The sequence below is a fragment of the Vibrio sp. Hep-1b-8 genome (genome assembly GCF_006124995.1).
Taxonomy (GTDB): domain Bacteria; phylum Pseudomonadota; class Gammaproteobacteria; order Enterobacterales; family Vibrionaceae; genus Vibrio.
Genome location: NZ_QEWN01000086.1, coordinates 20,265 through 37,259, shown reverse-complemented (window position 1 = coordinate 37,259; position 16,995 = coordinate 20,265). Strand labels below are relative to the sequence as shown.

18 protein-coding genes are annotated in these 16,995 nt (G+C 45.5%); 9 read left to right on the top strand and 9 right to left on the bottom strand.

Annotated features, from left to right (window positions below; all coding sequences use genetic code 11):
* Window positions 1–5 precede the first annotated feature (5 nt).
* On the top strand, window positions 6–587 hold the full coding sequence (gene smrA, locus DA100_RS08665) for a DNA endonuclease SmrA (protein WP_138971768.1): 582 nt from the start codon (window positions 6–8) through the stop codon (window positions 585–587).
* A gap of 95 nt (window positions 588–682) precedes the next feature.
* Window positions 683–1,708 (top strand): 23S rRNA pseudouridine(2604) synthase RluF, encoded by a 1,026-nt coding sequence (gene rluF, locus DA100_RS08660; RefSeq protein ID WP_138971767.1) that lies wholly within the window; start codon window positions 683–685, stop codon window positions 1,706–1,708.
* A gap of 139 nt (window positions 1,709–1,847) precedes the next feature.
* Here rluF and upp read toward each other — a convergent pair whose 3' ends face one another.
* Window positions 1,848–2,474, bottom strand: a complete 627-nt coding sequence (gene upp / locus DA100_RS08655; RefSeq protein WP_138971766.1) for a uracil phosphoribosyltransferase — start codon at window positions 2,472–2,474, stop codon at window positions 1,848–1,850.
* Between the two features lie 176 nt (window positions 2,475–2,650).
* On the opposite strand from upp, the gene purM reads away from it, so the two are divergent.
* The 5 genes from purM (at window position 2,651) to DA100_RS08630 (ending at window position 5,626) form a co-directional block, all read left to right on the top strand.
* Window positions 2,651–3,691, top strand: coding sequence for a phosphoribosylformylglycinamidine cyclo-ligase (gene purM, locus DA100_RS08650; protein WP_138971765.1), 1,041 nt, complete (start codon window positions 2,651–2,653; stop codon window positions 3,689–3,691).
* Window positions 3,692–3,693: 2 nt separating this feature from the next.
* Window positions 3,694–4,335, top strand: a complete 642-nt coding sequence (gene purN, locus DA100_RS08645; RefSeq protein ID WP_138971764.1) for a phosphoribosylglycinamide formyltransferase — start codon at window positions 3,694–3,696, stop codon at window positions 4,333–4,335.
* Between the two features lie 120 nt (window positions 4,336–4,455).
* Window positions 4,456–5,109, top strand: a complete 654-nt coding sequence (locus tag DA100_RS08640; protein WP_138971763.1) for a tellurite resistance TerB family protein — start codon at window positions 4,456–4,458, stop codon at window positions 5,107–5,109.
* A gap of 119 nt (window positions 5,110–5,228) precedes the next feature.
* Window positions 5,229–5,435 carry a YaeP family protein gene (locus tag DA100_RS08635; protein WP_138971762.1) on the top strand — a complete coding sequence of 69 codons (207 nt, stop codon included), beginning with the start codon at window positions 5,229–5,231 and terminating at the stop codon, window positions 5,433–5,435.
* Window positions 5,435–5,626, top strand: coding sequence for a DUF4250 domain-containing protein (locus DA100_RS08630; RefSeq protein ID WP_138971761.1), 192 nt, complete (start codon window positions 5,435–5,437; stop codon window positions 5,624–5,626). The genes DA100_RS08635 and DA100_RS08630 overlap by 1 nt, the downstream gene beginning before the upstream one ends.
* Window positions 5,627–5,690: 64 nt before the next feature.
* Here the strand turns inward: DA100_RS08630 and DA100_RS08625 are convergent, their stop codons facing one another.
* Window positions 5,691–6,005, bottom strand: a complete 315-nt coding sequence (locus tag DA100_RS08625; RefSeq protein WP_138971760.1) for a DUF3622 domain-containing protein — start codon at window positions 6,003–6,005, stop codon at window positions 5,691–5,693.
* A gap of 221 nt (window positions 6,006–6,226) precedes the next feature.
* Complete coding sequence (purL, locus tag DA100_RS08620; RefSeq protein WP_138971759.1) at window positions 6,227–10,123, bottom strand: phosphoribosylformylglycinamidine synthase; 3,897 nt, start codon at window positions 10,121–10,123, stop codon at window positions 6,227–6,229.
* Between the two features lie 309 nt (window positions 10,124–10,432).
* Between purL and mltF the strand changes: the two genes are divergently transcribed.
* Together mltF and DA100_RS20950 are read left to right on the top strand one after the other, a co-directional pair.
* Entirely contained in the window at window positions 10,433–11,983 is a 1,551-nt protein-coding gene (mltF, locus tag DA100_RS08615) for a membrane-bound lytic murein transglycosylase MltF (protein ID WP_138971758.1), read from the top strand.
* Between the two features lie 211 nt (window positions 11,984–12,194).
* A complete protein-coding gene (locus tag DA100_RS20950) occupies window positions 12,195–12,332 on the top strand; it encodes a hypothetical protein (protein WP_171052184.1) in 138 nt (45 codons plus the stop codon).
* A 54-nt stretch (window positions 12,333–12,386) separates the two neighbouring features.
* Here the strand turns inward: DA100_RS20950 and tadA are convergent, their stop codons facing one another.
* The 6 genes from tadA to DA100_RS08585 all read right to left on the bottom strand — a co-directional run bounded on the left by tadA (window position 12,387) and on the right by DA100_RS08585 (window position 16,917).
* Window positions 12,387–12,926 (bottom strand): tRNA adenosine(34) deaminase TadA, encoded by a 540-nt coding sequence (gene tadA, locus DA100_RS08610; RefSeq protein WP_138971757.1) that lies wholly within the window; start codon window positions 12,924–12,926, stop codon window positions 12,387–12,389.
* Window positions 12,927–13,092: 166 nt separating this feature from the next.
* Window positions 13,093–14,652 carry an AbgT family transporter gene (locus tag DA100_RS08605; protein WP_138971756.1) on the bottom strand — a complete coding sequence of 520 codons (1,560 nt, stop codon included), beginning with the start codon at window positions 14,650–14,652 and terminating at the stop codon, window positions 13,093–13,095.
* A gap of 290 nt (window positions 14,653–14,942) precedes the next feature.
* Window positions 14,943–15,323, bottom strand: a complete 381-nt coding sequence (locus DA100_RS08600; RefSeq protein ID WP_138971755.1) for a prepilin-type N-terminal cleavage/methylation domain-containing protein — start codon at window positions 15,321–15,323, stop codon at window positions 14,943–14,945.
* A complete protein-coding gene (locus tag DA100_RS08595; protein WP_138971754.1) occupies window positions 15,313–15,771 on the bottom strand; it encodes a hypothetical protein in 459 nt (152 codons plus the stop codon). Before DA100_RS08595 ends, DA100_RS08600 begins: the two co-directional genes overlap by 11 nt.
* Complete coding sequence (locus DA100_RS08590; protein WP_138971753.1) at window positions 15,771–16,370, bottom strand: pilus assembly protein PilW; 600 nt, start codon at window positions 16,368–16,370, stop codon at window positions 15,771–15,773. Before DA100_RS08590 ends, DA100_RS08595 begins: the two co-directional genes overlap by 1 nt.
* A gap of 25 nt (window positions 16,371–16,395) precedes the next feature.
* Window positions 16,396–16,917, bottom strand: coding sequence for a GspH/FimT family pseudopilin (locus DA100_RS08585; RefSeq protein ID WP_138971818.1), 522 nt, complete (start codon window positions 16,915–16,917; stop codon window positions 16,396–16,398).
* Window positions 16,918–16,995: the final 78 nt, after the last annotated feature.

Here is a 16,995-nt window from a genome sequence, read left to right as displayed (position 1 = left end):
TCGTGATGTCTCAAGACGATGAATTCGGTTTGTTTCAACAAATGATGGGGGATGTAAAACCTCTCAAGCAAGATACAACCGAACATAAAAAACACCATCAAGTAACGGATGCTCAACTCGCCAAACGCGAAGCCGCAATTTGGCTGACTGAAGATGATCCTGAATATCTGTCTATTGACCACGCGGAAATGATCAAGCCAGACGACGTCATCGAGTTTAAACGTGATGGTGTCCAAGATGGCGTGTATAAAAAGCTGCGTCTAGCCAAATACCCTATTCAAGCTAGATTAGACTTGCATAAAAGAACACTAGAACAAGCTCGAGATGAAGTGGTTAAGTTCCTAAAACAATGTATGCGTATGGATATCCGTACCGTTGTCATTGTTCACGGCAAAGGGGAACGTTCAAATCCACCAGCTCTAATGAAGAGTTTCGTTGCTCAGTGGCTAAAGCAAATCAAAGAAGTTCAGTGTGTTCATAGTGCCCAACGCTTTCATGGCGGGACTGGCGCAGTTTATGTGCTCCTCAGGAAAAGCGCTGAGAAAAAAATAGAAACTCGTGAACGGCATCAAAAACGTCTGGGTTAACTTGTCGCTCGGTGCTAGAATGCGCGACCTCTCTGTGTTGATATTTTGGTCAGCACATTTTATTAACCGCCGTTGTGAAACGTTAGGAGAACAACATGACACAAGATACTGGCAAACGCCTAAATAAATTCATCAGTGAGACTGGATTCTGTTCGCGAAGAGAAGCAGACCGACTGATTGAGCAGGGCCGCGTAACAATTAATGGCCTCGTACCTGAGATGGGAACTAAAGTTCAATCAGGTGACGACGTTCGTGTTGATGACAAACCGATTTCAGCCACAGTCGACAAACCGATTTATATCGCTCTGAATAAGCCAACGGGTATTACTTGCACCACCGAACGCGATATACCAGGCAACATTGTCGACTTTGTCGGCCATAAAAAACGTATTTTCCCAATTGGTCGTCTCGACAAGCCTTCTGACGGCCTTATCTTCCTGACCAATGATGGTGACATCGTTAACAAGATCCTCCGTGCTGGTAACAACCACGAGAAGGAGTATGTTGTTCGTGTCGATAAGCCCATCAGTGATGACTTCATTAACAAGATGTCTTCCGGCGTCAACATTCTTGATACCGTAACCTTACCTTGTAAAGTTGTAAGAGAGACTAAATACTCATTCCGTATCGTGTTAACTCAGGGTCTTAACCGTCAAATACGTCGTATGTGTGAAGCACTTGGCTACGAAGTCTTCAAGCTTCGCCGCGTCCGCATCATGAACATTTCGCTTGATGGTATTCCAAATGGACAATGGCGCTACCTAACCGACGCAGAAGTCTCTGAAATTCTTGCTATGTGTGAAGATTCAAGTGGCACAGAAGAAGCATCTAAAATGGACGCGAAAGGTAAACGCATTCGTCGAGCAACTGACGCGAAACTATTTGACAGCCGTGAAGAGAACCAAGAATCGAAAGCGCGTCGCAACCAAAAGCAACGTACCTTTAAAGGCCGCAACGCCGAAGAGTTCCGCCATGCTCCAAACTCTAAGAAAGGTCGCAATAGTGACCAACAAGCAGAATCGAAAGGCAAGCCTACTAAAAAGACTTTCTACAAACCTACTTCAGAAAAAGCGCAGCGCCCAGCTAAGTCACAAGGCGGCACGTTGAGTTTGAAGAAGTAAGACTTGAGACGATTAGCTAACGAGTAGAATTGCTCACGCAGACACGCTCGTTATCCATAGGGCTCTGCCCTGAATTCTCTAGATTACGACAAAATAAGAGAGCCTTATGGCTCTCTTTCGCAATCATTACAATCTTCGCTTATTGTGTACCGAAGATCTTGTCACCCGCATCACCAAGACCTGGGACGATGTAGCCTTTGTCGTTTAGCTTCTCATCGATTGCCGCAGTGTATAGCTCTACATCTGGGTGTGCTTTTTCTAAAGCTTCAATACCTTCTGGTGCAGCAACAAGAACAAGAACCTTGATAGCTTTACAACCTTTCTCTTTTAGTAGGTCAATAGTTGCGATCATAGAGCCGCCAGTTGCTAGCATTGGGTCAACAACAAGAGCGATACGCTCATCCATGTTGGACGCTAGCTTGTTAAAGTACGGTACTGGCTCTAGCGTCTCTTCATCACGGTAGATACCAACAACACTGATACGTGCACTTGGCATGTGCTCAAGAACACCGTCCATCATGCCCAGACCAGCACGTAGGATTGGCACTACTGTTACTTTTTTACCTTTGATTTGGTCTACTTCAACAGGACCGTTCCAACCTTCAATGGTCACTTTTTCCGTTTCAAAATCCGCTGTCGCTTCATATGTTAATAGGCTACCAACTTCTGTTGCTAGCTCACGAAAGCGCTTAGTGCTGATCTCACCTTCTCTCATTAGACCAAGTTTGTGCTTCACAAGAGGGTGTTTTACTTCAACAACTTTCATTTCTATCTCCGGATATAAGGTAAAATTTAAACAAACCTGCAGATTATAAACGATTTCGTTCTCAATTTCTTGTCATAGAGCAAAAGAAAAAACTTGCGCAAACGTTTGCTATATAGGTTTATCCACTGTTAGAATAGCGCCGTTTTCATATCCAACTTAAAACCGAGGACTTCCCTGTGAGTGCTGATAACACATCTCTTAGCTATAAAGACGCTGGCGTTGATATCGATGCAGGCAACGCGCTTGTTGACCGTATCAAAGGTGCTGTAAAACGTACACGTCGCCCAGAAGTAATGGGTGGAATTGGTGGTTTTGGCGCACTGTGTGAACTACCAACTAAATATAAGCAACCAGTCTTGGTATCAGGTACTGACGGTGTAGGGACTAAACTGCGCCTTGCTTTGGATATGAAAAAGCATGACACAATCGGCATCGACCTTGTTGCTATGTGTGTGAACGACCTTATCGTTCAAGGCGCAGAGCCACTGTTCTTCCTCGACTACTACGCGACAGGCAAACTGGATGTTGATACGGCTGCCGACGTGGTATCAGGTATTGCTGACGGCTGTGTTCAGGCTGGTTGCGCCCTGATTGGTGGCGAGACTGCTGAAATGCCAGGCATGTACGAAGGTGAAGACTACGACGTAGCAGGCTTCTGTGTTGGCGTAGTAGAAAAAGAAGACGTTATCGATGGCACTAAGGTTGCTGCTGGTGATGCACTGATCGCTGTAGGTTCTAGTGGCCCACACTCAAACGGCTACTCACTTATCCGCAAGATCCTGAAAGTATCCGGTGCAGATAAGAACGAAGAACTTGCAGGTCGCACTATCGGTAAGCACCTGCTAGAGCCAACTAAAATTTACATCAAATCAGCACTTAAGATGATTGAGAAGCACGATATTCATGCTATTTCTCACATCACAGGTGGTGGTTTCTGGGAAAACATTCCTCGCGTACTACCAGAAGGTACGAAAGCCGTTGTTGATGGCAGCAGCTGGGAGTGGCCAATAATCTTCAAGTGGCTACAGGAAAAAGGCAACGTAACAACTCACGAGATGTACCGCACATTTAACTGTGGTGTTGGTCTTGTTGTTGCTCTACCTAAAGATCAGGCAGACGCTGCTGTTGAGCTATTGAAAGCTGAAGGCGAAAACGCATGGGTAATTGGTGAAATCGCTGATGCTCAAGCTGGTGAAGAACAGGTAGAGATCAAATAAGTATGAAAAGTATCGTTGTTTTAGTATCAGGAAATGGCTCAAACTTACAGGCAATCATTGATGCTTGTGAGACCAGCATTACTGGCGGCCGCGTCACAGCCGTGTTTTCAAACAAGGCCGATGCGTACGCGTTAGAACGTGCGAAAATGGCTGAGGCTGGGGCTCATTTTCTTGATCCAAAAAGCTTCGATACCCGTGATGCTTTCGATCATGAGTTAATGAAGCAAATCGATGAGTACAAACCCGATGTCATCGTACTTGCTGGCTACATGCGAATCCTCAGTGGCGAGTTTGTTCGCCACTACATGGGTCGAATGATCAACATCCACCCTTCACTACTGCCTAAATACCCTGGGTTGAACACTTACCAACGTGCTATTCACGCGGGTGATGAAGAACATGGGACTAGTGTTCATTTTGTCACAGAACAACTGGATGGCGGTCCTGTGATTCTGCAAGCGAAAGTACCCATCTTCGATGAAGATACCGTAGACACATTGACTGAGCGCGTTCAAACACAAGAACACCGAATCTACCCTATGGTCGTTAAGTGGTTAGTCGAAGAACGCTTGGTAATGAAAGATGGTAAAGAAGCTTACCTAGACGGTAATCTACTTAGCATTCACGGCTACGCAGAAGAGTAATCTGCTGAACCAAAGACAAAAAGGCGAGCCAAGTGCTCGTCTTTTTTATTCTTACGCCTAATATTAATCTTCCATTCATCTTACCCCTGCTATGGTGCTAACAACCAATGGAGGCACGCGATGGATCTGAAAAGTTTACTCAATCAAGCATTTAACTCCGACCTTGTTAAACAAGGCCAACAACACATCAAACAACAATCCAGCTCAGGCACTTTAAAATCACTGGGAGCTGGCGCCGTCGGAGGCGGTTTGGTTTCCCTACTGATGGGTTCAAAGAAGAGCAAAAAACTCGGCAAAAATGCACTTAAAATTGGCAGTGTCGCTGCGTTAGGCGCTTTGGCGTACAAAGTGTATAACGACTATCAGGATAAAAACGCCTCGATATCAAACCACAATGCTCAGCAAGATACCTTCAACGCTGAAGATAACATCCACAGCGAACTGATCTTAACGGCGATGATTGCAGCAGCGAAAGCCGATGGTCATGTGGATCAGCAAGAAATGGAACGAATTGAACTGACACTAAAACAAGCAGGCGCAGATCTTCAACTGCAAAGTTTTCTTCATTCAGAGCTGAATAAGCCACTCATTCCAACTGAAATTGCGCGTTTAGCGCGCTCACCTCAGCAAGCATCTGAAATATATCTCGCTTCGCTGATCGTGATTGATGAACATAACTTTATGGAGAAGGCCTATCTCCAAGAACTCGCTAAACAACTCAACTTGTCACCAGAAGTAACCTTTCAGTTAGAACAACAGTTAAACAGGGCATAACATTGAACAGATATTCAACAGCCAATGGTAACCCTTGAGCTAGGACAAGCACCTGCTTTGAGTTTCTTTGAGTGACTGTGTATATTTGACAGCAGTGACTATTTATTGGAGTGAAGGCCATGCAAGTATACGGCTGTTGTGATCTAATTCGTGAACTTTATGCCCAGATTGGTAGTGGAGATCAAGCTTATGTCCCACAAGCTATCTCATGTGCAGTTAGAGCGTTAAATGATATCGCTGCTGATGAGTCCTTACCAAAGGATACTCGAGAAAAAGCAGCATTTGCTGCGGCAAACTTACTTATTTCAGATTTCGAGGATAAGTAATGAACTTAGCGAACTTTGAGTCAATGGACCCAGTTATGCTGATGAGTATCATCAACATGAAGCTGCGTGACGATTTTGCTGGCGACTTAGATAAACTCGTCGCGTTTTTCGATATTGATAGAGTCGCGTTAGAAGCGAAGTTATCAACCGCTGGCTTTGACTTTTTGCCAGAAGCAGGTCAGTTTCGGTAAACGCGCTAGATTCAGAGATAAAAAAACCGCCGTTTGGCGGTTTTTTTATCTGTAGAAGCAATCTTTACTCTTCGTCAGCATCAGCTGCGCGTTGAGCTAAACGGCGTGCTTTTCTTTCTTCAGCTTCACGAGCTAGGCGTGCTTCACGCTCTAAACGCTCTTGACGTTGAACCGCTTTACGTTCGTTGCGCTCTGCTTGGTTTTTAACGAAACCAGCAAGTTCTTTCTCTGCCCACGCTTGAGCAAGTTCTTGACTTTCAAAAGCCATTTCACGCTTAGAAACGACAGTTTTACGAGAAGTCACTTGGCGAGTGATTTCAGCAGTCCAACCGTTACGTTTTTCAGAAGTGCGAATAGCAAATTTTGGATTTTTAGACATTTAATTCATTTCCTAAGGGATTAATCAGGGATTCGGTCAACTTGATAACTCCATCTAAGCTGAGCTGTTTAACACCATCCCTTGGTAAGCGCGGTATTAGAGCACAAAAGTCCGCATAACGCTGCAAGTTTTTTACGAGCGAGCTGGAGAGCTCGAGCCCAAAAAAAGCGCCGGTCTCTCAACCAGCGCTTTTCTATTTGGATCAGACTCACCTTTGGTGATTAGCCCAAATTCTTACGTGCGTTTTGGAACATACGCATCCAAGCACCGTTTTCACCCCAACCTTCAGGAGCCCAAGAGTTTGCCACTGTACGGAACACACGCTCTGGGTGAGGCATCATAATAGTCACACGACCATCCGTCGTTGTCAGGCCTGTAATCGCATTAGGAGAACCATTCGGGTTGTTCGGGTATCGCTGAGTTGGATTGCCATGGTTATCCACGTAACGCACAGCGACAGTACCAGACGCTTCAATTGCTGCTAGATGCTCCGCTCCACGAACTTCAACACGCCCTTCACCATGAGACACAGCGATTGGCATACGCGAACCCGCCATACCATCGAAGAACACAGAATCTGACTTCTGAACTTCGACTAAACTAAAGCGCGCTTCAAAACGCTCAGATTCATTGCGTACGAATCTTGGCCATAGTTCTGCGCCTGGGATCAACTCTTTCAGGTTAGACAGCATTTGACAGCCATTACATACCCCTAGAGAGAAAGTATCTTCACGGTTGAAGAAACCTTCAAACTGATTGCGCGCTTGTTCATTGAACAAGATAGACTTCGCCCAGCCTTCCCCTGCACCCAATACGTCACCGTAAGAGAAACCACCACAAGCAACGAGACCTTGGTATTGGTCCAGAACAGCCTGACCAGTCAGGATATCGCTCATGTGGATATCGGTCGCTTCAAAACCTGCACGGTCAAATGCAGCCGCCATTTCAACATGAGAGTTAACGCCCTGCTCGCGCAGAATAGCCATTTTCGGCTTGGCGCCTGTCGCAATGTACGGAGCTGCAATATCTTCTTTGACATCGAAGCTCAATTTAACGTTGAGACCTGGGTCTGAGTTATCTTTCTTCGCTTCAAACTCTTGATCCGCACACACTGGATTATCACGCAGAGCCTGCATCTTATGGGTAGTTTCTGCCCAGATAGTACGCAGTTCAGTACGATTACGCTCAAGAACGACTGAATCACCAGACTTAATAACAAGCTCATCAGAAGCATCGACTGAACCGATCACATGTGAACAAGTTTCTAGACCATTTACTGCCAAGGTTGAAAGCACTGTGTCTAGGTCAGAATTTTTCACCTGAATCACGGCACCAAGTTCTTCGTTGAACAGAGCCGCAAGAGTATCGTCACCCAAGGCAGCGATGTCAGCATTGATACCACAGTGACCTGCGAACGCCATTTCGGCCAAAGTAACGAACAGACCACCGTCGCCTTTATCGTGGTAAGCCACAACTTGATCATTTGCAACAAGAGCCTGAATACCCTCGTAAAAACCTTTAAGTTGTGCTGCATTGTCTACATCAGCAGGTTTGTCACCAAGCTGCTTGTACACCTGTGCAAGCGCTGTTGCGCCTAGACGATTCTTACCATTACCCAAGTCGATAAGTACCAGGCTAGTGTCGCCTTTGTCAGTGCGAAGCTGAGGTGTAATCGTCTTACGAATATCCTCAACACGCGCGAATGCAGTGATAATTAGAGACAGTGGAGACGTCACTTCTTTCTGTTCACCGTTCTCTTCCCACTTGGTTTTCATTGACATCGAATCTTTACCGACTGGGATAGTCAGTCCAAGCGCCGGACATAGCTCTTCACCAACAGCCTTCACCGCTTCGTAAAGACCTGCGTCTTCACCTGGGTGGCCTGCTGGAGACATCCAGTTTGCAGACAATTTAATATGTTTGATGTCACCAATGTTGGTCGCAGCGATGTTCGTGATTGCTTCGCCCACCGCAAGACGAGCTGATGCACCAAAATCTAGTAGAGCAACTGGAGTGCGCTCACCCATTGACATTGCTTCACCGTGGTAAGTGTCGTAGCTTGCTGCCGTTACTGCGCAGTTTGCAACTGGAACTTGCCATGGACCAACCATTTGGTCACGAGCGACCAGACCTGTTACGGTGCGGTCACCAATCGTGATAAGGAACGTTTTTTCAGCCACTGTTGGTAAGCGTAGAACGCGCTCTACCGCATCATTTAGTTCAATACCTTGACGATCAATCGCTGGGTTGTTCACCTTCAGCGTTTTCGCGTCACGGTGCATCTTCGGCGTTTTACCTAGAAGAACATCCATTGGCATATCGATTGGTGTGTTGTCGAAGTGTGAATCTTCTAGCTTCAATTCACGTTCTTCTGTCGCGATACCAACAACAGCATATGGTGCGCGCTCACGCTTACAGATAGCATCAAATGCTGCCATATTTTCTGGTGCAACCGCTAATACATAACGCTCTTGCGATTCATTACACCAAATCTCTAATGGGCTCATACCCGGTTCATCATTTGGTACGTCACGTAGCTGGAAGATACCACCACGTTCACCGTCATCAACAAGCTCTGGAAGTGCGTTTGAGATACCGCCAGCACCAACATCATGAATAAAGGCGATTGGGTTTGCTTCGCCTAGCTGCCAACAGCGGTCGATCACTTCCTGACAACGACGCTCCATTTCTGGGTTTTCACGTTGAACTGATGCGAAATCGAGATCTTCGGCTGATTGACCAGATGCCATTGAAGACGCAGCACCGCCACCAAGGCCGATATTCATTGCAGGGCCACCAAGCACAATTAGGCTTGCTCCTACTGGGATTTCTTTCTTCTGTACATGCTCTTCACGGATGTTACCCATACCACCAGCAATCATTATTGGCTTGTGGTATCCACGGATCTCTTCACCTGCGTGAGAATTAACTTTCTCTTCGTAAGTACGGAAGTAACCAAGTAGGTTTGGACGACCAAATTCGTTGTTGAACGCCGCACCACCTAGAGGACCTTCTAGCATGATATCTAGAGCGTTAACGATACGACCAGGCTTGCCAAAATCGGTTTCCCAAGGCTGCTCAAAGTTTGGAATACGTAGGTTAGAAGTCGTAAAACCAACTAGACCTGCTTTTGGTTTACCACCGATACCAGTTGCGCCTTCATCACGGATTTCACCACCGGAGCCCGTAGATGCACCAGGCCAAGGAGAGATAGCCGTTGGGTGGTTATGTGTTTCCACCTTCATGAGAATGTGTGCTTTCTCATGGTTGTAGCCATACTGACGTGTTTCTGGATTAGGGAAGAAACGACCAACATCAGAACCCACCATAACCGCTGCATTATCTTTGTAAGCCGACAGCACGTTATCTGGTGTCACTTGATAAGTATTTTTGATCATTTTAAACAAAGACTTCTCTTGCTTGACGCCGTCGATTGTCCAGTCTGCATTAAAGATCTTATGGCGACAGTGCTCTGAGTTTGCTTGTGCAAACATCATCAGTTCGATGTCAGTTGGGTTGCGTTCAAGTTTGTTGACGAACGCATCGTAGAGATATTCAATTTCGTCATCAGCCAAAGCTAGGCCTAGGATAACGTTTGCTTTTTCAAGCGCATCACGACCACCTGCAATTAGGTCAACATCCGCGACTGGCGCAGGCTCAGCAACTTGGAACAAAGCTTGTGCAGAATCGAAATCAGTGAAAATGACTTCCATCATGCGATCATGAAGGATAGCTTTTAGCTCAACCAGTTGAAGTTCTGTAAGTTCGGTTGAGGATTCGATGTAGTAAGCCGTACCGCGCTCAAGGCGAACCACTTTGTCCAGACCACAGTTATTGGCGATATCCGTCGACTTTGACGACCAAGGAGAGATCGTTCCTGGGCGAGGAGTCACAAGCAGAAGCAAACCTTGTGGTTCATGCTCTTCAATTGTAGGACCGTAAGTCAGTAGTTTTTCAAGTTTCTCAACTTCAGACTCATCAAGATCAGCTGATAGTGCTGTAAAGTGAGCGAACTCTGCGTAGATGCCAGTTACTGGCAGACTTAGTTCACGACAAAGCTCTAGAAGCTTGTTAACACGAAATTCAGATAGAGCTGGGGAGCCACGAAAAATTCTCATGTGCTTAGGTCTCTTATGCAATTGGTTAAGGTCTATTGACCTGAGGTGATATTGGAATAAATTCAGTAAGTTAGGACATATCACTTCGAACTTATGCCGATTGCACCTCTCTGTTGCGAGCGCATTATATAGTAATTATTTTTGTGATGTAACACCAAAAGCAACCGTTTGCGTCATTTTTTTTGTCAAATTTGAGATACACCAAAATTCCTCATTACCAGAACAGTTATCCCGAAGCCTGACTGATTATCTTGCCTTGTCATGACACTTTGATATAAATGCCCTACTAGATGTATGAGAATGTCGTTAATGAAAAAGCATTATCTAAACCAACTTAAATCTGTGTGCGCGTTGCTATTCAGCGCCTTGGTGCTTTCTGGTTGCCAAATAGAATCCGAACCAAAGAGTGAGTTGGACTTAATTAAAGAACGTGGTGTATTGCGTGTTGGCACACTCAACAATCAACTTTCTTACTTTATCGGACCAGATGGCCCTGCTGGACTGGATTACGAACTTGCTCGTGAGTTTGCCAATGAACTCGGCGTCCAGCTTGAAATGAAACCGGCATACAGAATATCAAGCCTATACCCAGCACTGAAAAATGGTGAAATTGATATAATCGCAGCGGGCTTGAGCCAATCTCCAGAGCGTCTAAAACTCTTCCGCCCAGGGCCTGCCTACTACTACGTGAGTCAACAGCTTGTATACAAGAAAGGAAACTGGCGTCCAAGAAACCTTGAGCAGTTGCTTGAGAAGCAGGCTGAGCTTATTGAAGCCAATAGTGGTGAAGATGTACTGAGAATTGTCAGCGACTCTCATTTTAACCGCACACTAGCAACAATTCAGGCCGAACAGCCACAATTATCTTATGATATTGACCCAAATGCCGACGTAAATGATCTGCTTAAGCAGGTTTCCTCTGGAGAGCTGCGCTTTACTGTCGCGGACTCGGTAGAAATTTCGCTCTCACAACGAATTTACCCAGATATTGCCCTCGCCTTTGAACTGACAGAAGACCAACCCATCTCTTGGTTCTTGCGTCGTTCTCAAGATGAGAGCTTATACGGCTTGATCATAGAGTTCTTCGGGGCGGTTAATCAGTCTGGTCATCTCGCATCGCTTGAAGAGAAATACATTGGTCACATTGGCAGTTTTGACTATGTTGATACACGTGCTTTCATTCGTGCGCTAGACTCCAAACTACCGAAGTGGTCTCCACTATTTAAAAAGTATTCGGATGAGTTTGACTGGAGACTTGTAGCAGCTCTGGCTTATCAAGAGTCACACTGGAACCCTAAAGCTAAATCGCCAACGGGTGTACGTGGCATGATGATGTTGACTCTCCCTACGGCAAAAAGTGTGGGGGTGAACAATCGTCTCGACCCAGAGCAGTCGGTTCGTGGGGGCGTTGAGTACTTGCGCAGAATGGTGGCTCGAATTCCAGACTCGATCGATGAACATGAAAAAATTTGGTTTGCGCTGGCTTCCTATAACGTGGGTTATGGTCACATGATGGATGCACGTAGACTGACCAAGACGCAAGGTGGAAACCCAGATGCTTGGTCTGACGTAAAAGATCGACTGCCACTGCTGCGTCAGAAGAAATACTACAGCCAAACTCGCTACGGTTTTGCTCGTGGAGATGAAGCTCGCCGCTATGTTGAGAATATTCGCCGCTACTACCAGAGTATTATTGGACACGTCGAACAGCAGACGGTTGAAAATGGCGACATCAGCATTGATGATCTCGCGGTTATCCAACTGCCTGAAATGGAAGAGTCTGAAGAAAGCCTAAGCGCTGAAGATGAGTTAGAAACACTGGAATCTGAAGCCCTCGTCGAGCCATCAACTAATCAGTAGACACCCCATGTTTGAGTGCGCAGTTTTGGTTAAATTCTTCGCACTTAATCATTATTTACTCACTCAGAGATAATATCGTGTTCAAGATCACTTGCGAAGTTTCTTGGAATTGTAACAATTGCGAGGTATAAGACGTTTATCGTCACATAATCAATTGCTTCTCTGCACTTGAGAGTTTGATTAAACATTAACCAAAACAGGAGGTTGTTTTATGCTTAGACGTAAAATGCAGTCAAAACGCCTTAACAAGACCGTTGCTGCAAATCGCCGTAAGCGCATGCTGAGTAACAACAAGAAAAAGGTGATCGCACGTCACCGCGCCTTTATGCAATTAATTATTGCCGCATAACCCCGCATAGCAAACATCTTAACCACAAGATGTTTGCTTATGACCCGCTTTCCTTCAGTCTTTTTTGTCTCTGCTTGTTTCGTCCATTTGCTCTAAGCGTATTGCCTGACGTTGCTGTTTCTTCTCTTTGCGTCGACGTTTAAAGAACGCTTGTAACTGAGACCGGCACTCCTCTTCAAGCACCCCTTGTTCAACATCTGCATAATGGTAAGCGGCTTGATGCTCAAACAAGTTGAGAACCGTTCCTGCCGCACCAGCCTTAAGATCAGGTGCACCAAAAACGATTCGCTTGACGCGACTATGTAATAACGCTCCCGCACACATAGGACATGGCTCTAACGTTACATACAGTGTGGTATCGAGTAGTCGATAGTTCTGCAACACATGGCCCGCCTTACGAATAGTCTGCATCTCAGCGTGCGCGGTAGCATCATGCTGGCCAATAGACTCATTCCAGCCTTCCGCAATAACTTTACCCTCTTTGACTAAGACCGCACCAACAGGCACTTCTCCCTTTGCTTCGGCAAGCTCAGCAAGCTCGATAGCGCGGCGCATAAACAGTTCATCTTGAGGGGTAAATTGAGAATCTGACACAGAGAACTCCAAAATCTAGCATAGCGGCTGTGGGCTGGTGATTTTACTCAAAGAGTGAGTGATCTGAAAGGAGAACTCTCTATTTGTCTGGTTTATCGCCGAAACGAAAAAGCGCCGGTCTTTCAACCAGCGCTTTATTAAATGTTACTAAACAATCTCAGCGTTCTTACATGCTGTAAGTGTATGGAGCTTGGATACCTAGAGGGATACCTAACATCCAGTAGACAACTAGGAAGATTGACCAACCGATCAGCATTGCAATCGAGAATGGCATCATTAGAGATGCAAGTGTACCGATCCCTGTCGACTTCACGTAACGTTGACAGTAAACCACGACTAGCGGGAAGAATACCATCAGAGGTGAAATGATGTTAGACACCGAGTCACCAACACGGTAAGCCGCTTGAGATAGCTCAGGAGAGATACCGACAGCCATTAGCATTGGAACTAGGATTGGACCAATCAGAGCCCACTTCGCTGACGCAGAACCAATAAGTAGGTTTACAGATGCAGTCAGTAGAATCATACCAATGATTGTTGCTTCACCCGGTAGGTTCATGGCTTTTAGGCCTTGAGCACCGTAAAGCGCTAGCATAGTACCGATGTTTGACTGAGCGAACGCCGATAGGAACTGTGCACAGAAGAACGACATGACAATGTACGCACCCATTGTAGACATAGTGTCAGCCATCGCTTTAATGATGTCGTTACTTGTCTTGAACGTACCTGAAACACGGCCATATACGTAGCCTGGGATGATAAACAGAATAAAGATCAGCGGAACAATCGATTTCATCAGCGGTGCAGAGAACGCCGTAATCTCACCAGCTGGAGAACGTAGTGCTGAATTCTCAGGAATGATCGCAGCGATAAGTAGCGCGATGCCCGCCATCATAGCCCAACCAGCGTAACGGAACGCTTTTGATTCTAGCTCTGAGAAAGAACCAAGATCTGGTGCTTTTTCAGCATCTTCGTCGATAGGTGTATTTGCTAGACGAGGTTCGATGATTTTCTCTGTCACGTACCAACCGATAGCAACAATGATCACTGAAGATAGGCCAGTAAAGAAGATGTTTGCTAGTGGGTTTACTACATATTCTGAATCGAGAACCTGAGCCGCAGTCTGTGTAAAGCCAGCAAGTAGCGGATCAATACCTGAAGGAATGAAGTTAGCTGAGAAGCCACCCGACACACCCGCAAACGCTGCCGCGATACCCGCTAGAGGGTGACGACCTGCCGCGTGGAAAATAATACCACCTAGTGGAATAACCAGAACGTAGCCCGCATCTGCCGCTGTGTGCGAAACGATCGCAACCAGAATTAGCATTGGAGTCAGCAGCTTCGCTGGAGTGAAGTTAAGCATCTTCTTAAGGCCAGTTGTAATAAAACCAGAAGAGTCAGCAACACCAACACCTAACATCGCGACTAACACGATACCTAGTGGTGCAAAACCAGTAAAGGTTGTCACCATATTCGCGAGAAAGCTTGCTAAAGATTCGCCAGTCAAAAGGTTTTTAATTTCAAGAGCTTCACCCGAACGTGGATTGATCAGGTCAAATGTAACGTTGGAGAGCAACGCTGACGCAGCCCAAGTAATAACAAGTGCCCAGAAAAATAAAATGGCAGGATCTGGGATCTTGTTACCTGCGCGTTCGATAAAGTTTAAGAAGCGATCCATCCCACTCGGCTTCGAGGATGGTGCCTTATTTACTGCTTGGTTACTCATGGTAACTCCATATGTGATGTTGTTGCCTAAGGCTTCTTGTAATTGTTTTGTCAGCCTATGATTCGACTGTCATTCTATAAAATAGCCTTACTAAAAGCACAAGATTCTGTGTATTTTTCCATAATTGGAGACATATTTTGCAAAAACACCATTAACGTGCAACAAAGCCAATACAAATACCCATCACGACATGAAACAATTTTGAAACCAAAACGTAAAACATAGATCTCGCTTTTGAGTTTTGAGCGCTAATACGACATGGATATGAAACTAATGCAACATGCATATTGTTAATCAGAAAACATCGTCTTCAGGGTAACCATTTGGGGCTGACCTAGTCGGTCATTCCATTCAACATACACTTCGACTTGTTTAAGGTTTACTGAAGATGGCCACGACATACTCTGAATTTGCCACGCCAATTGGAATTTTGAGTGTGAGCTGGAATCGGTGCCGCTAGCTAATGAACTCACACCTAGAAAACCAGCGTGACGTCTTAGCCGCTCGGTTTTCTGCTCTGCGATACTTAATGCTGTCACGCTATCCACCGCAAACTCGGCTCTCTGCTCTATGTATACCTGAAGTTGCACCAACGCCAATGAAGTCATTCCACTTAGCAACATCGTAATAAGAACTTCGATAAGGCTAAAGCCAGTTTGCCTATTCCGCATTCCAACCTCCATTTAGCCAGCGAATCACAGTGTTTTCCGCGTTAGGATGGATTATTACAGACTGTATGGTCTCATCAGTGGTTTGCTCACCATAATAAAAACGCCTGCTGATACCATAATTTCGCCTTGTAGCCCGAATAACAAAACGTTGGCTGCCTAGCGGCTCAATCAATAACTCATCTAATTCCATCGCTGTCAGACAATCATTGAACAGCTCCTCTCTTTCTACAGGCGATGATAGAACTAGCACATCCGGGTGTCGCTTTATTCGGGCAAAGGCACACTCGATTCCCCCTTCAACTAACCAGTGTGTTTGACTTAATCTAATCTGATTCTGTGCCTGTTTAATGTGAAAAAATACCCCTCTAAAAAGCCCCATAGACACACCTAAAGCCGCTGTCAGTAACACGCTACTCAAAATTAATGTCACTATGCCTTTCTGCTTCACTAATCGTTCCTTACTCGCACAGTTATCTGAGAGGAGTAATTTACCTCCGGCGCTTGAGTTAGCTGACCGGCTAAGCGAACAGAAACAAGCTGACTAGCACTTGCGTGTTCACTAGTGACTTCCGTTGAGACTTCGAATTCAGAGACAGAGATAAGTTTGGGATCGAAGAGGCTATAACAGTTACCAAGTAAACCTGATTCAGCCGCTGAAGCGATACCTAAAGGTGCAGACGTATGCTTCTCGCATATTTTCAGCTGACCGACTAACGAAGTGGTTGAAACGTAATACTTAAAAAATACATTGCGAAATAGCTCTTCAGCAGAAGACGCCGCTCGATAGACATAACCAAGCTGTTGACTGTCAGGATTCACATAGATGGTTTTGGTACTACCAACAAGCCTAACCGATACTCCTCGTGCATCATTGAATCCTGCACGTTTTATATCCTGCTTAATGTGCAGCATGACACTTTCTATACTGTCGACAAGAAGTAAACGCTCACCTCTATGCTCAGTAATTTGCAGACTTGCCAAAAGAATTGAGCTGACGACACCTAACGTCATCACGCCCATTAATGACGCCACCAGTATTTCAATCATTGTCGAACCATACTGAGTGTTGTTGCTAACATGCCGCATAACCAAAACGCTCGGCTCCTTCAGCACAAACCACCACCCTATTGGCAAAAAATGAACTCTTTAGCCGCAACTTATGATCGCTTTCCCCCTCGACATAGAATTCAAAACTGCCGTTCTCGACTCGACCGCGTACCCCATAAAATCGGATTCTGTCTCTAGTGTAATTCCAACTCAGTTTTATCGAAGCAAACGTGCGACCGTCAATTAAGAGTATGGTTTCCCCACTGTCGACAACCTGTGAATCCGTCAAGGTTATTCGCCATAACCCCGCTTGCTGTTCAGAACCGAGGTCAGTAATGTGAACCCAGAGATCTTGATTCCTTGCGATCGCCTCAGAACGGCTCTGCATCATAAACCCCTTTAGCTCATTCGCCACACGCTTCATCTGAAGAGCATGACTCATCTGCAACATACTCGGAATTGCTGCTGACATGAGTAAGGCCATTAAAATCAGCCAAATGAGTAGCTCAATCAGAGTAAAGCCGAGAGACGTTTTCCACTTCATCATGTAAATCAATGTCTATGCACAACCATTCTTGAAGTGACCTTAACAGTCAATAAGATTATGAAAATAAACAAATAATAA

What these genes read in the sequence shown, in the direction of transcription:
- smrA (WP_138971768.1), top strand. Translation starts at nt 6, where the DNA reads ATGTCTCAAGACGATGAATTCGGTTTGTTTCAACAAATGATGGGGGAT.
- rluF (WP_138971767.1), top strand. Translation starts at nt 683, where the DNA reads ATGACACAAGATACTGGCAAACGCCTAAATAAATTCATCAGTGAGACT.
- upp (WP_138971766.1), bottom strand. Translation starts at nt 2,474, where the DNA reads ATGAAAGTTGTTGAAGTAAAACACCCTCTTGTGAAGCACAAACTTGGT.
- purN (WP_138971764.1), top strand. Translation starts at nt 3,694, where the DNA reads ATGAAAAGTATCGTTGTTTTAGTATCAGGAAATGGCTCAAACTTACAG.
- DA100_RS08640 (WP_138971763.1), top strand. Translation starts at nt 4,456, where the DNA reads ATGGATCTGAAAAGTTTACTCAATCAAGCATTTAACTCCGACCTTGTT.
- DA100_RS08635 (WP_138971762.1), top strand. Translation starts at nt 5,229, where the DNA reads ATGCAAGTATACGGCTGTTGTGATCTAATTCGTGAACTTTATGCCCAG.
- DA100_RS08630 (WP_138971761.1), top strand. Translation starts at nt 5,435, where the DNA reads ATGAACTTAGCGAACTTTGAGTCAATGGACCCAGTTATGCTGATGAGT.
- DA100_RS08625 (WP_138971760.1), bottom strand. Translation starts at nt 6,005, where the DNA reads ATGTCTAAAAATCCAAAATTTGCTATTCGCACTTCTGAAAAACGTAAC.
- purL (WP_138971759.1), bottom strand. Translation starts at nt 10,123, where the DNA reads ATGAGAATTTTTCGTGGCTCCCCAGCTCTATCTGAATTTCGTGTTAAC.
- mltF (WP_138971758.1), top strand. Translation starts at nt 10,433, where the DNA reads ATGAAAAAGCATTATCTAAACCAACTTAAATCTGTGTGCGCGTTGCTA.
- DA100_RS20950 (WP_171052184.1), top strand. Translation starts at nt 12,195, where the DNA reads ATGCTTAGACGTAAAATGCAGTCAAAACGCCTTAACAAGACCGTTGCT.
- DA100_RS08605 (WP_138971756.1), bottom strand. Translation starts at nt 14,652, where the DNA reads ATGAGTAACCAAGCAGTAAATAAGGCACCATCCTCGAAGCCGAGTGGG.
- DA100_RS08600 (WP_138971755.1), bottom strand. Translation starts at nt 15,323, where the DNA reads ATGCGGAATAGGCAAACTGGCTTTAGCCTTATCGAAGTTCTTATTACG.
- DA100_RS08590 (WP_138971753.1), bottom strand. Translation starts at nt 16,370, where the DNA reads ATGATTGAAATACTGGTGGCGTCATTAATGGGCGTGATGACGTTAGGT.
- DA100_RS08585 (WP_138971818.1), bottom strand. Translation starts at nt 16,917, where the DNA reads ATGATGAAGTGGAAAACGTCTCTCGGCTTTACTCTGATTGAGCTACTC.